The sequence below is a fragment of the Sinorhizobium terangae genome, from assembly GCF_009601505.1.
GTDB classification, from domain to species: Bacteria; Pseudomonadota; Alphaproteobacteria; order Rhizobiales; family Rhizobiaceae; genus Sinorhizobium; species Sinorhizobium terangae.
The window spans coordinates 210958-223336 of record NZ_WITC01000017.1 but is presented as its reverse complement, the minus strand read 5'-3'; the positions used below and the strand labels follow the sequence as shown (position 1 = coordinate 223336).

Here is a 12379-nt window from a genome sequence, read left to right as displayed (position 1 = left end):
TCCTGTTTTCAACAGGGGTAGGGCGGGGCGCCAAATCCCGGATACCAGACCGCATGCTGCAAATGACATTTGGCAAGGAACCGATCAAGGCTGCCGGCTCGGATCACCAAGATCCCGGCTCCAACCAGTCCAGGATCAGCGTTCCTCGCCCTGTGCCGGCTACCGAGCGCGACACACGCCTCGACGTCTTCCGCGCACTCTGCCTGCTGACGATCTTCATCAACCACGTCCCAGGCCAGTATCTCGAATATCTGACGCACAAGAACATCGGCTTCTCGGATTCCGCCGAGGCCTTCGTGCTGATCTCAGGGCTGGCGGTCGGTGCTGCCTATGGCGGAAAATTCGTCGCCGGCGCAAGACTGGCCCTGACCCTGAAAATGTGGCGGCGTGCGCTGACGCTCTATGTCGCCCATATCATGACGAGCGTCGTGACGCTGGCGATTTTCGCGGGCGGCGCGCTCTATTTCGGCCGCCAGGACCTAATCGGCGAAATCAACATCCGGCCGATCGTCGAGCAGGCCGAGCAGGGCATCGTCGCGATGGTCCTGCTTGGGCATCAACTCGGCTACAACAATATCCTGTCGCTCTATGCAGCACTGTTCCTGATGCTGCCGGGTATCCTGTGGCTGAATGTGGTGGGGCGCTGGCTGCTCCTTGCGCTATCGGCGGCGCTGTGGCTCGCCGCCGGCTGGTTCAAGCTGGTGCCGTCCAACTTCCTCGACGAGGGCTATTGGTTCCTCAATCCCTGGTCTTGGCAGTTCCTATTCGTCATCGGCATCCTCTCCATGAATCACGTCCGCGCCGGCGGGCGCCTGCCGCGACACTGGTTGCTGATCGGGGTTTCCGCCGCCTATCTCACCGTCTCCGCCTTCTGGGTCCTGTTCTCCTGGTGGAACATCGACTTCTCCTTCGGGCTGCCGGCGGTTCTGACCGGCTTCGACAAGACCTTCCTGTCGCTGACGCGGCTCCTGCATGTGCTTGCGCTCGCCTATCTGCTCGCGATCACCCCTGTCATCAGCCGGCTGACCAGACTTGAGAACAATCATCCGCTGGTGATGATCGGCCGGCATTCGCTGGCCGTCTTCATCTTCGGGACGATTCTTGCGATGGCAGGCCAGGTGCTTCTCTTCGTCACCGGCAAAAACCCGATCATCGGCTCGCTCTTTGTCATCGCCGGCATCGGGCTCCACTTCGTCTATGCCTATTACCTCGAATGGCTGAAGGACGTGGCGGTGGCAAAGCCGCTCAGAGCTGTGTAGCAGAGTTGTCAGCGGCGTAGCGCGGATCGCCACGATCCGCGTTAACATGCCCACGCGATCATTGATTCGCGTGCAATAGGGCATTTCGGTTGAAAGTAGCGACAGCACAGAGTGACGTCTCGCCGGAGATTGCGGTGAATGGAGCAGTGATACGCGAGCTGATCAACAGCGCCGCGCGTCAGGCCGCGCGTGTGATCAACTTCTGCGAAGGTGCGCTGTCGGGCTATGCGAAGCCGCAAATAGGAAGTCCTGATCGCTGGCGGGATTTCGATTGGGATCGACAGGAAGCCGAGCTTCGGTCCATAGCCGAGGTCTGCCGACAACTCCGCATCTTTGCCGTCGTCGGTGCTGCGCATCGGCTCTCGGGGGGTTATCCGCCCCACAACAGCCTCTACGTGTTTGCGGACGATGGAAGGCTGCTTACGAGATACGACAAGAGATATCTTTCGAACAGCGAACTCGGCGGCTGGTATACGCCGGGAGTACAGCCGATCACGTTCGAGGTCGATGGCCATCGTTTCGGCTGCGCGGTATGCATCGAGTGCCAGTTTCCGGAGGTATTCGCCGAATACGAGCGTCTCGGCGTCGATGCGGTTCTGTTTTCCTCCTATGGCATTCCACCGCACTTCCAAATCGCGCTGCAGGCACATGCGGGGCTGAACTGCCTTTGGATCGCCGCCGCGACACCAGCACAAAAAGCCCACAAGGGCGTCGGAGGCATGATCGGCCCCGATGGACAGTGGATCAATCGATGCTCGCAATCGCTTGAGCCCAGCCTAGCGATCGCGACGCTCGACCGGGCCGATCCGGCTTACGAAGTCCCGCTTCAAAAGGCCCGTCCCTGGCGGGCCAGGGCAAGGCAGGGAGAGATCTACCGGGAGAAAATGGTGAATGATCTCAGAAGCCTCAACAGAAGCAGATACTGAGTCCCATTGACTAAAAACAAGAATGCCCCGGCATGGCCGGGGCATTTAATCTGACGTCTACCGATATCACGCCGCCGTGAGGCTCTTGCGGACATCCTCGTCCGTGAGAATACCGCTGGCGCGCAGCAGCGCGGCGAAGCGGCCGTTGCTCTGGCTGAGCTCGTTGAAGCCGCCCATTTCGACGACCCGGCCCTGATCCATGAAGACGACGAGGTCGGCCTCGCGCACCGTCGACAGGCGGTGGGCGATGATGAAGGTGGTGCGATCCTTGCGCAGCATATCGATCGCGTCCTTCACGCGGGCCTCGGTCTCGACGTCGAGCGCGCTTGTCGCCTCGTCGAGTACCAGGATCGGCGAGTTCTTGAGGATCGCGCGGGCGATGGCAACGCGCTGGCGCTCGCCACCCGAGAGGCGGTTGCCGCGCTCGCCGACGAGGGTGTCGTAGCCGTTCATGCGGCTTTCGATGAAGTCGGCGGCGGCTGCGGCTTCGGCGGCGGCCATGACCTCGTCGAGCGAGGCGTCGTCGCGGCCGAGGCGGATGTTGTCGCCGATCGAGCGGTTCATGAGGCCCGCATCCTGGAAGACCGTGGCGATCGACCGGCGCAGCGACTTGCGGGTGACCGTCGAGATGTCGACGCCGTCGATCAGGATCTGGCCGTGCTTCGGATCATGGACCCGCTGCAGCAGGTTGACGAGCGTCGTCTTGCCGGCGCCGGTGGGGCCGACGATGGCGATCGTCTGGCCGGCCTTCGCCGTGAAGGAGACGTTATGTACGCCCTGGTTCGTATTGGCGAAGTCGAAGGACACGTCGCGGAATTCCACCTCGCCGACGACGCCGGTCAATTCCTTGGCGCCGGCCGGCTCTTCGCGTTCGCGGACCGAATCCTCGAGGTTATAGAAGTCCTCGAGCTTGGCGCGCGCCTCGAAGATCTGGGTGGCAAAGGCCTTCATCTGGTCGAGCCGGCCGATCAGGAGGTTGGCAAAGCCGATGAAGGCAACGACCTTGCCGACGCCGAGCTCGCCGCTCTGCACCAGAACCGTGCCGATGACGAGGATCGCCATCATCGAGATGGTCGAGGCCATGCGGTTGAGCGCGCTGGCGAGTGCCCACCAGTCGAGCACCGGATACTGCGCCGACAGCAGCCGCTCGGTGAACTTCTTCAGTTCGTGCGTTTCAGCCTCGATGCGGTTGTAGCTGTGCACCACGGAAACGTTGCTGATCGCATCGGAGACGTGGGAGAAAACCGTATGGTAGTGGTTCTCGACGGACGCCTGGCCGTCCTTCGTGCGGTCCATCACGACCTTGCTGATCGCCACATAGGCCACGCCGAGGATGACGAGGACGATCGACAGGCGGACGTCCATGGAGAAGGCGGTCGGCACCAGGAGCGCGAGTGCGACGACGGTCGACAGGTGCTGCCGCATGCCTTCGAGCCAGAGACCGAAGAGGGTCTCGCAGGCGCGAAGCAGCGTGTGCAGCGCGTTGGAGGTGCCGCGCTGGCTGTGCCAGGAGAGCGGCATGGAGATGATCCGCCCGAAGGCTTCGGTCAGGAGCGACGCCCGCCGGCCATGCGCAAGGCGGTCGGCCCCGCGGGAGACGAGCACGAAGGCGACGGTATTGAAGATGCCGAAACCCGCCCACAGGAAGAGCACCGGCGCGACTTCCTTTTGCGACGAGATCGCGTCGATGATTCGGCCAAAGAGAATCGGCTCGGCAATCGTGACGACGGCAAGCACGATGTTGGCGATGACGATCGCCCCGACGCGGAATTTGTGAACGGCAAGATACTGAAGCGCTCTTGCATACACCTGGAACAAAGACACTGTCTCACCCCTTCTGGGCATCGGATGTTGCGCCGCAGCAATGTTTCGATGCGGCAGTGCATTTGCGCCTTTGGCGATCCGGGGTGGGGGAATTCTTCCCACCGTGCCGGGCCGTCAAAGCCCCACTGGGCGGCCTGTGAAATTCCTGCCGAAAACGTGGAGGCAAAACTCTGCTGACTTGCGGGAAGATCCGGTGCCAAGGGAGGATTGGCGGGATAATCCATAGTCCGCTATCTTTGCCTCCATTCCGATATTTTGCAGGTTTCGTACAAGACCGGGCGTGATAAGAAGAATTATCGCGGTTGCAACATGAATGGCTTCTGAACGGCGCGTTCATGTGAGGTCCTCATGCGCTGCGACCCTCGCATTCTCGACCTGAAGGTGTTCCATGAATATCACGTTGCTCGTTCAGTTTCTGGCGCTCCTGGAGGAGATGAAGACGCGCGAGGAGATTCTGCCCGAGTTCGAACGGCTGCTCGATCGTTGCGGTTTCGACTTCTACGGTGTCGTGCGCCAGCCCAAACCCCATGAGAACCCACTGAGGCTGCTCCTTGCCGGCCGCTGGCCGGACGGCTGGCCGCAGATCTACATCCGCAAGAAATATGTCGTCATCGATCCGACGATCCGCTATCTCGGCCATGCCCAGCGCGGCTTCCGCTGGCGCGACACGCTTGCGGCCTTCCGCTCGGATCCGCATCGCAAGCGCATGGAAAGCATGATGGTCGAGGCCCGCAATCACGGCCTCTTCGACGGCTATATTTTCCCGGTGCACGGCCGGCGCGGCCTGATGGGCAATCTCACGGTCGGTGGCCGCGTGGTGGACCTCAGCCCGGTCGAATTGAGCCTTTTCGACGCGATCGCCAAGAGGCTCTTCTGGAAGCTGCTGGAGCTCACCGATCCGGAAATCATGGCCGAGCTTATCTCGCGCGTCGAAGTCCAGATGACGCGGCGCGAAATGGAGGCGCTGAACTATCTTGCCGACGGCATGACGTCGAACGACATCAGCAAGGTCCTCGACATATCGAGCCACACGGTCGACTGGTACATGAACGGCATTCAGGAAAAGCTGAAGGCGAAGAACCGCCATCACGTCGTCGCCATCGCCTTCCGTCTGGGGCTGATTTCTTAGTCCGTTCTCAACCAGGCGCTGAGCCAGACCCCCTTTGGCCTGCCGGCCATCTCCCCCACAAGGGGGAGAATACTTGCGGCCTGCTCCTCGCTCCAAACAATACGGTGCTGCAACTGGGAACAGTGCTGACGAAGCGCAAAGGGGTGCCACATCTGTTCTCCCCCTTATGGGGGAGATGGCCGGCAGGCCAGAGGCGGTGGCCTCCGGCCCCGGGTGGGAACTGTTCCGACCTGGAGCCGAGTGACCGAATGGGCCAGGTTCGGTGTCGCATCTGAAATTGCACTTCCTCAAGTGACTCGCTAAAACTTTATTTCGCGGGTGCAGCATTCCCGCGTTTCAAGTCTTGAGGAGACCGACTTGCCCATCTCTAAGATCCTTGTTGCCAACCGTTCCGAAATTGCCATCCGCGTCTTCCGCGCGGCCAACGAACTGGGACTTAAAACGGTCGCGATATGGGCTGAGGAGGACAAACTGGCGCTGCACCGCTTCAAGGCGGACGAGAGCTATCAGGTCGGACGCGGCCCGCATCTTGCCCGCGATCTCGGCCCGATCGAAAGCTATCTGTCGATCGACGAGGTGATCCGCGTCGCGAAACTGTCCGGCGCCGACGCCATTCATCCGGGCTACGGTCTCTTGTCCGAAAGTCCGGAGTTTGCGGAAGCCTGCGCCGCCAACGGCATCACCTTCATCGGCCCGAAGCCGGAGACGATGCGCCAGCTCGGCAACAAGGTGGCGGCGCGCAACCTGGCGATCTCGATCGGCGTGCCGGTCGTGCCGGCGACCGAGCCGCTGCCGGACGATCCGGAGGAGGTGAAGCGGCTCGCCGCCGAGATCGGCTATCCGGTGATGCTGAAGGCTTCCTGGGGCGGCGGCGGCCGCGGCATGCGGGCGATCCGCGACCCGAAAGACCTGATCCGCGAAGTGACCGAGGCCAAGCGCGAGGCGAAGGCCGCCTTCGGCAAGGATGAGGTCTATCTCGAAAAGCTGGTCGAGCGTGCCCGCCACGTCGAAAGCCAAGTCCTGGGCGACACCCACGGCAACGTCGTGCATCTCTTCGAGCGCGACTGCTCGATCCAGCGGCGCAACCAGAAGGTCGTCGAGCGTGCGCCGGCGCCCTATTTGACCGACGCGCAGCGGCAGGAACTCGCCGACTATTCGCTGAAGATCGCCAAGGCCACCAATTATATCGGCGCCGGCACGGTCGAATATCTGATGGACGCCGACACGGGCAAATTCTACTTCATCGAGGTCAATCCGCGCATTCAGGTCGAGCACACGGTAACCGAGGTCGTCACCGGCATCGACATCGTGAAAGCCCAGATCCACATCCTCGACGGCTTTGCCATCGGCGCGCCGGAATCGGGCGTGCCGCGCCAGGAGGACATCCGCCTCAACGGCCACGCGCTGCAGTGCCGTATCACGACTGAAGATCCCGAACAGAACTTCATCCCCGACTACGGCCGCATCACCGCCTATCGCGGCGCCACCGGTTTCGGCATCCGGCTTGACGGCGGGACGGCCTATTCCGGCGCGGTGATCACCCGCTACTACGATCCGCTGCTCGAAAAGGTGACCGCCTGGGCGCCGAACCCGGACGAGGCGATCAAGCGGATGATCCGCGCGCTCAGGGAATTCCGCATCCGCGGCGTGGCGACCAACCTCACCTTCCTCGAAGCGATCATCAGCCATCCGAATTTCCAGGACAACAGCTACACGACGCGCTTTATCGACACGACGCCGGAGCTGTTCCAGCAGGTGAAGCGTCAGGACCGCGCCACCAAGCTACTCACCTATCTCGCCGACGTCACGGTCAACGGTCATCCGGAAGCCAAGGGCCGGCCGAAGCCCAATGACGACATCGCCGCGCCGGTAGTGCCGTTCATCAATGGCGAGGCGAAGCCGGGCACGAAGCAACTGCTCGACCAGCTCGGACCGAAGAAGTTCGCCGAATGGGTGAAGGCGCAGCCTCAGGTACTCCTGACCGATACGACGATGCGCGACGGCCACCAGTCGCTGCTCGCCACCCGCATGCGCACCTATGACATCGCCCGCATCGCCGGCACCTATGCCCGGGCGCTGCCCAATCTGTTTTCGCTCGAATGCTGGGGTGGCGCGACCTTCGACGTGTCGATGCGCTTTCTCACCGAGGATCCGTGGGAGCGGCTGGCAATGGTGCGCGAGGGTGCGCCGAACCTGCTCCTACAGATGCTTCTGCGCGGCGCCAACGGCGTCGGCTACAAGAACTATCCCGACAATGTCGTCAAATACTTCGTCGCGCAGGCGGCGAAGGGCGGCATCGACGTCTTCCGCGTCTTCGACTGCCTGAACTGGGTGGAGAACATGCGCGTCGCGATGGACGCGGTGGCGGCGGAGAACAAGATCTGCGAGGCAGCGATCTGCTATACCGGCGACATTCTGAATTCCGCCCGGCCGAAGTACGACCTGAAGTACTACACGGCGCTTGCCGCCGAACTGGAGAAGGCCGGCGCCCACATCATCGCCGTCAAGGACATGGCGGGACTTCTGAAGCCGGCCGCCGCTCGCGTGCTGTTCAAGGCGCTGAAGGAAGCGACCGGCCTGCCGATCCATTTCCACACGCACGACACTTCGGGCATTGCCGCCGCGACCGTGCTTGCGGCGGTCGAATCGGGTGTCGATATCGTCGATGCGGCAATGGATGCACTCTCCGGCAACACCTCGCAGCCCTGCCTCGGCTCGATCGTCGAGGCACTGGCCGGTTCCGAGCGCGATCCGGGCCTCAATCCGGAATGGATCCGCCGCATTTCCTTCTACTGGGAGGCGGTGCGCCACCAGTACGCGGCCTTCGAAAGCGACCTCAAGGGGCCGGCCTCGGAAGTCTACCTGCACGAAATGCCGGGTGGGCAGTTCACCAACCTCAAAGAACAGGCCCGGTCGCTCGGGCTGGAGGCCCGCTGGCACGAAGTGGCGCAGGCCTACGCCGACGCCAACCAGATGTTCGGCGACATCGTCAAGGTGACGCCGTCGTCGAAGGTCGTCGGCGACATGGCGCTGATGATGGTTTCCCAGGACCTGACGGTGGCCGACGTCGAGAACCCGGCGAAGGACATTGCCTTCCCGGAATCGGTTGTCTCGATGCTCAAGGGCGATCTCGGCCAGCCCCCGGGCGGCTGGCCGGAAGCGCTTCAGAAGAAGGTGCTGAAGGGCGAAGAGCCCTACACCGCCGTGCCGGGCTCATTGCTGCCGCCTGCCGATCTCGACGCGGAGCGCAAAAGCATCGAAGAGAAGCTCGGGCGCGAGGTCACCGACTTCGAATTCGCCTCTTATCTGATGTATCCGAAGGTCTTCACCGACTATGCGCTCGCCGCCGAGACCTATGGCCCAGTCAGCGTGCTGCCGACCCCGGCCTATTTTTACGGCATGGCGCCGGGAGAGGAGCTCTTCGCCGACATCGAGAAGGGCAAGACACTGGTCATCCTCAACCAGGCGCAGGGCGAGATCGACGAGAAGGGCATGGTCAAGATGTTCTTCGAACTGAACGGTCAGCCGCGCTCGATCAAGGTGCCGGACCGCAACCGCGGCGCTTCCGCGGCCATCCGCCGCAAGGCGGAGGCCGGCAATGCCGCCCATCTCGGCGCGCCGATGCCGGGTGTCATCTCGACCGTCGCCGTCATCACCGGCCAGCCGGTCAAGGCCGGCGACGTGCTGCTCTCGATTGAGGCGATGAAGATGGAGACGGCGCTGCATGCCGAAAAGGACGGCGTGATCGCCGAGGTGCTGGTCAGGGCCGGCGACCAGATCGACGCCAAGGATTTGTTGATCGTGTTTGGCGGATGAGGCTGCTCACCTTGTTGGATTGAAGGGCCGGCGTTCCAGGTGCCATTCTGCTGTGGATGTCGGCGTCGGGTTCCAGCCTGGACTTTGCCGGCCAAGTGCTTCTGAAGCTGCCTCTCAATGCCCCTTCGCACGCGAATTATGTTATTGTTGTGCGTTCCACGGAGCCTTTGAGGGGGGAACCGATGTCAAATGCATCCGCACTTCTTGGAACCTGGCGTATGCTGTCCTGGAAACGGAAGGCCGTCGCCACCGGCGAGGTCAGCGACGCCATGGGCGCGGACCCTGTTGGATACCTTTCGTACCACGCGGACGGTCGCATGATGGCGTTCGTGGCCAGTCGCGGACGTCCCATGCCCAAAGGCGCGAAGCCAACGGATGGCGAAAAGATCACTCTTTTCGATTCCATGCTGGCCTATTGTGGCTCTTACACCGTGGAGGGTGGCAGAGTCATCCATCATGTCGATGCAAGCTGGAATCCGGCGTGGGGAATATCCGATCTGGTCCGGCCGTACTCGGTCGATGGTGACAGGCTCGTCATCAGCGATGCTCCGGGGGTAGACCCTGGGACGGGCGAGGAAGTGCTTTACCGGATAGAGTTCCAAAAGGTCTGAGAAACTTTTATGTAGGTCCGCCTCGGCCGGCCTCGGGCGGCTGGGAGATGCTCCAGCCGCACGACGTGCGAGTCCGGCCAAGCGCGTCGCGTTCAATCGGACTCATGCGACGCGATTTAGGTCATTACTTTTATGCATGTCGTTGTCCCAAAACCGCTGCACACTTTTGGGCGACATGCATTAGATCAAATATCATAGCTCATCGGCGCGCTGAGCGAGGCGATGAACTTCTTCGTACGCTCGCGCTCGGGCGTCGAGAAGATCTTGCGCGGCGGACCGCTTTCGACCACGACACCGCCATCGAGGAAGATCACGTGATCAGCGACGCGAGAGGCGAGGCGAAGGTCGTGAGTCGCCATGATCATCGTCGTGCCTTCGCGGGCGAGGCGGCTCAAGACTTCCACAACCTCCTCGGCGAGTTCCGGATCGAGCGCGGAGGTCGGCTCGTCGCAGAGAAGGACGCGCGGTGAGGGCGCAAGCGCACGGGCGATCGCCACGCGCTGCTGCTGGCCTCCGGAAAGCGTCGAGGGCCAGGCATCCGCCTTGTGCGCCATGCCGACCTTTTCCAGGAGTTCGAGCGCGCGGGCGCGGGCGCGGTCGGCCGGCCATTTGAGGACGGTCACGAGACCTTCCATCACGTTGCCGAGCGCGGTCTGGTGGGGGAAGAGCTGAAAATTCTGGAACACCATGCCGGTTTGCCGGCGCAGCTTTTGGATCGCTCTCCAGCCGACCGTGCGGTGAGGTGCGAACTCCAGCCGTTCGTCGCCAAGCCGGATCGTCCCGTGTGTCGGGATCTCCAGCAGGTTCACGCATCTGAGCAGCGTGCTCTTGCCGCCGCCGGATGGGCCGACAAGCGCGGTTACCGAGCCTTCGGCCATCGTCACGCTGATTCCCTTGAGCACCAGGTTGGTGCCGAAGCGCTTTTCGATATCGGTGAGTTCGATCATGCGCGCGCCTCCAGGAAACCGCCATAACGGGCGAAGCGGTGCTCAAGCCTGACCTGCAGGGCCGACAGTACGGAGCTCATGGCAAGGTAGATCAGCGCCGCCTCGATATAAAGGATCAGTGGTTCATAAGTGGTCGCGACGATGCGCTGCGCCGTTTGAAAGAGCTCGGGCACGGTAATGGCTGCGGCGAGCGAAGTGTCCTTCACCAGCGAGATGAACGTGTTCGAGAGCGGCGGGATTGCGACCCGGGTCGCCTGCGGCAGGATCGTGCGTCGCATGACCTGGCTCCAGCTCATGCCGATCGAATAGGCCGCTTCCCACTGGCCGCGCGGCACGGAGGAGATCGTTGCGCGGATGATTTCGGATGTATAGGCGCCGATGTTGAGCGTGAAGCCGATCAGCGCGGCGGGGAATGCATCGAGCAATATGTTCATGCTCGGCAGGCCGTAGAAAATGACGAAGAGCTGGACGAGGAGCGGCGTTCCGCGGATCACCCAGACATAGAACCGCGCCACGGCGACGAAGGGGGCCGGCGCGAAGAGACGGACGAGTGCAGTGACGAGGCCCAGCAAAAGCCCGAGGGCGAAGGAAAGCAGGGTCAGCGGGACCGTGAAGATCAGCCCGGCCCAAAGCAGGGTCGGCAGCGATTCCGCCATCAGGTGAAGCCAGTTGGGCAAGGGAAAGCCTTTCAAAAAAGCGCGATCCGCTCCGGGGCCGGAACGGACCACGATTCATAAAGCAGGTTGGGGAAGGGTGTGAAGCCCGCATTCTCTGCAACTGCCCGTCGGGACCCCGGCCCTGCGGGCTGCCGCTCACCCTAGCCCTCTCCCCGCACGCGGGGAGAGGGGAATCTGGAGCGAGCCGCTTGTCCCTTCGCCCCGCTTGCGGGGAGAAGGTGCTGGCAGGCCGATGAGGGGCGGACGCGGCGCGTTCCCCAAGCTATTTTGAGACGTCGGCGCCGAAATACTTCTGCGATATCTTGTCGTAGGTGCCGTCGGCCTTGATTTCGGCAAGCGCCTTGTTGATCGCGGCCAAAAGGTCCGGCTCGTTCTTGCGGATGATGATGCCGGAATAATCGGCGTCGGCCTGTTCGGCGGCGATCTTCACGTTGGCGTCCGGCTTCTGCTTCTTGAAGTCGAGGAAGGATAGGCTGTCATTGATCGTCGCGTCGGCGCGCCCGGTCAGCACGAGCTGGATCGACTGGTCGAAGCCGTCGGTGCCGACGAGCTCGGCCCCGGAGGCCTGAGCGAGCTTGCCGAAGTTGCTGGTCAGCGACTGGGCGGATTTCTTGCCCTTGAGATCGGCGAAGCCCTTGATCTCCTCGTTGTCGCCCTTGACGATCAGCACGGCCTTGGAGGCGATATAGGGTTCGGAGAAATCGTATTTCTTCTTGCGCTCTTCGGTGATGCCGACCTGGTTGATGACCGTGTCATAGCGGTTGGCGTCGAGGCCGGCGATCAGACCGTCCCACTTGCCTTCGAGGAATTCGGCCTTGACGCCAAGACGCTTGGCAACTTCCTGGCCGATTTCGACGTCGAAGCCCACCAGCGTTCCGCCGGCATCATGATAGGTGAAGGGGGCGTAGGTGCCCTCGGTGCCGATTTTGAGAACACCGGCAGACTTGATCTGATCGAGGTTCGATTCCGCATGGGCAGGAGCGAAGGCGGCGACTTGCAGGAGCGCGGCGGCGAAAAGCGTCGGAAAGAGTTTCATTGTCTTGTTTTCCATCTCTTGTTCTCCGGCCCGTCGTCCGGATTGCGGCGAGATTCGCACAAATCCGGGCGCGCCTGAGCGCATAAAACACCAATTCATCCGGCTTTCGATGAAGATTTTTCCTCAAACAGCCTCGAAATCCCAGCGAAAACAC

The 12379-nt window shown here is 62.2% G+C and carries 9 protein-coding genes; 5 read left to right on the top strand and 4 right to left on the bottom strand.

Annotation, left to right across the window (positions count from 1 at the left end; genetic code table 11):
• Nucleotides 1-53: 53 nt before the first annotated feature.
• Together GHK62_RS02895 and GHK62_RS02890 are read left to right on the top strand one after the other, a co-directional pair.
• Nucleotides 54-1259, top strand: coding sequence for an OpgC family protein (locus GHK62_RS02895; protein WP_234886745.1), 1206 nt, complete (start codon nt 54-56; stop codon nt 1257-1259).
• An 89-nt stretch (nt 1260-1348) separates the two neighbouring features.
• Nucleotides 1349-2185 (top strand): carbon-nitrogen hydrolase family protein, encoded by an 837-nt coding sequence (locus GHK62_RS02890; protein ID WP_153436830.1) that lies wholly within the window; start codon nt 1349-1351, stop codon nt 2183-2185.
• Between the two features lie 66 nt (nt 2186-2251).
• Here GHK62_RS02890 and GHK62_RS02885 read toward each other — a convergent pair whose 3' ends face one another.
• Complete coding sequence (locus GHK62_RS02885) at nt 2252-4009, bottom strand: glucan ABC transporter ATP-binding protein/ permease (RefSeq protein ID WP_184108633.1); 1758 nt, start codon at nt 4007-4009, stop codon at nt 2252-2254.
• Between the two features lie 388 nt (nt 4010-4397).
• Here GHK62_RS02885 and GHK62_RS02880 point away from each other — a divergent pair, with 388 nt between their 5' ends.
• The 3 genes from GHK62_RS02880 to GHK62_RS02870 all read left to right on the top strand — a co-directional run bounded on the left by GHK62_RS02880 (nt 4398) and on the right by GHK62_RS02870 (nt 9565).
• Complete coding sequence (locus GHK62_RS02880) at nt 4398-5138, top strand: LuxR family transcriptional regulator (protein ID WP_153436828.1); 741 nt, start codon at nt 4398-4400, stop codon at nt 5136-5138.
• 357 nt (nt 5139-5495) lie between these two features.
• Nucleotides 5496-8954, top strand: coding sequence for a pyruvate carboxylase (gene pyc, locus GHK62_RS02875; protein ID WP_153436827.1), 3459 nt, complete (start codon nt 5496-5498; stop codon nt 8952-8954).
• A 182-nt stretch (nt 8955-9136) separates the two neighbouring features.
• The gene (locus GHK62_RS02870; RefSeq protein ID WP_153436826.1) at nt 9137-9565 is read left to right on the top strand and encodes a lipocalin-like domain-containing protein; all 429 of its coding nucleotides are present in this window, start codon (nt 9137-9139) and stop codon (nt 9563-9565) included.
• Between the two features lie 185 nt (nt 9566-9750).
• Here GHK62_RS02870 and GHK62_RS02865 read toward each other — a convergent pair whose 3' ends face one another.
• The 3 genes from GHK62_RS02865 to GHK62_RS02855 form a co-directional block, all read right to left on the bottom strand.
• Complete coding sequence (locus GHK62_RS02865; protein ID WP_153436825.1) at nt 9751-10512, bottom strand: amino acid ABC transporter ATP-binding protein; 762 nt, start codon at nt 10510-10512, stop codon at nt 9751-9753.
• Nucleotides 10509-11189 (bottom strand): ABC transporter permease subunit, encoded by a 681-nt coding sequence (locus GHK62_RS02860; RefSeq protein WP_136505321.1) that lies wholly within the window; start codon nt 11187-11189, stop codon nt 10509-10511. Before GHK62_RS02860 ends, GHK62_RS02865 begins: the two co-directional genes overlap by 4 nt.
• A 262-nt stretch (nt 11190-11451) precedes the next feature.
• Complete coding sequence (locus GHK62_RS02855) at nt 11452-12225, bottom strand: amino acid ABC transporter substrate-binding protein (protein ID WP_153436871.1); 774 nt, start codon at nt 12223-12225, stop codon at nt 11452-11454.
• Between the last annotated feature and the right edge of the window lie 154 nt (nt 12226-12379).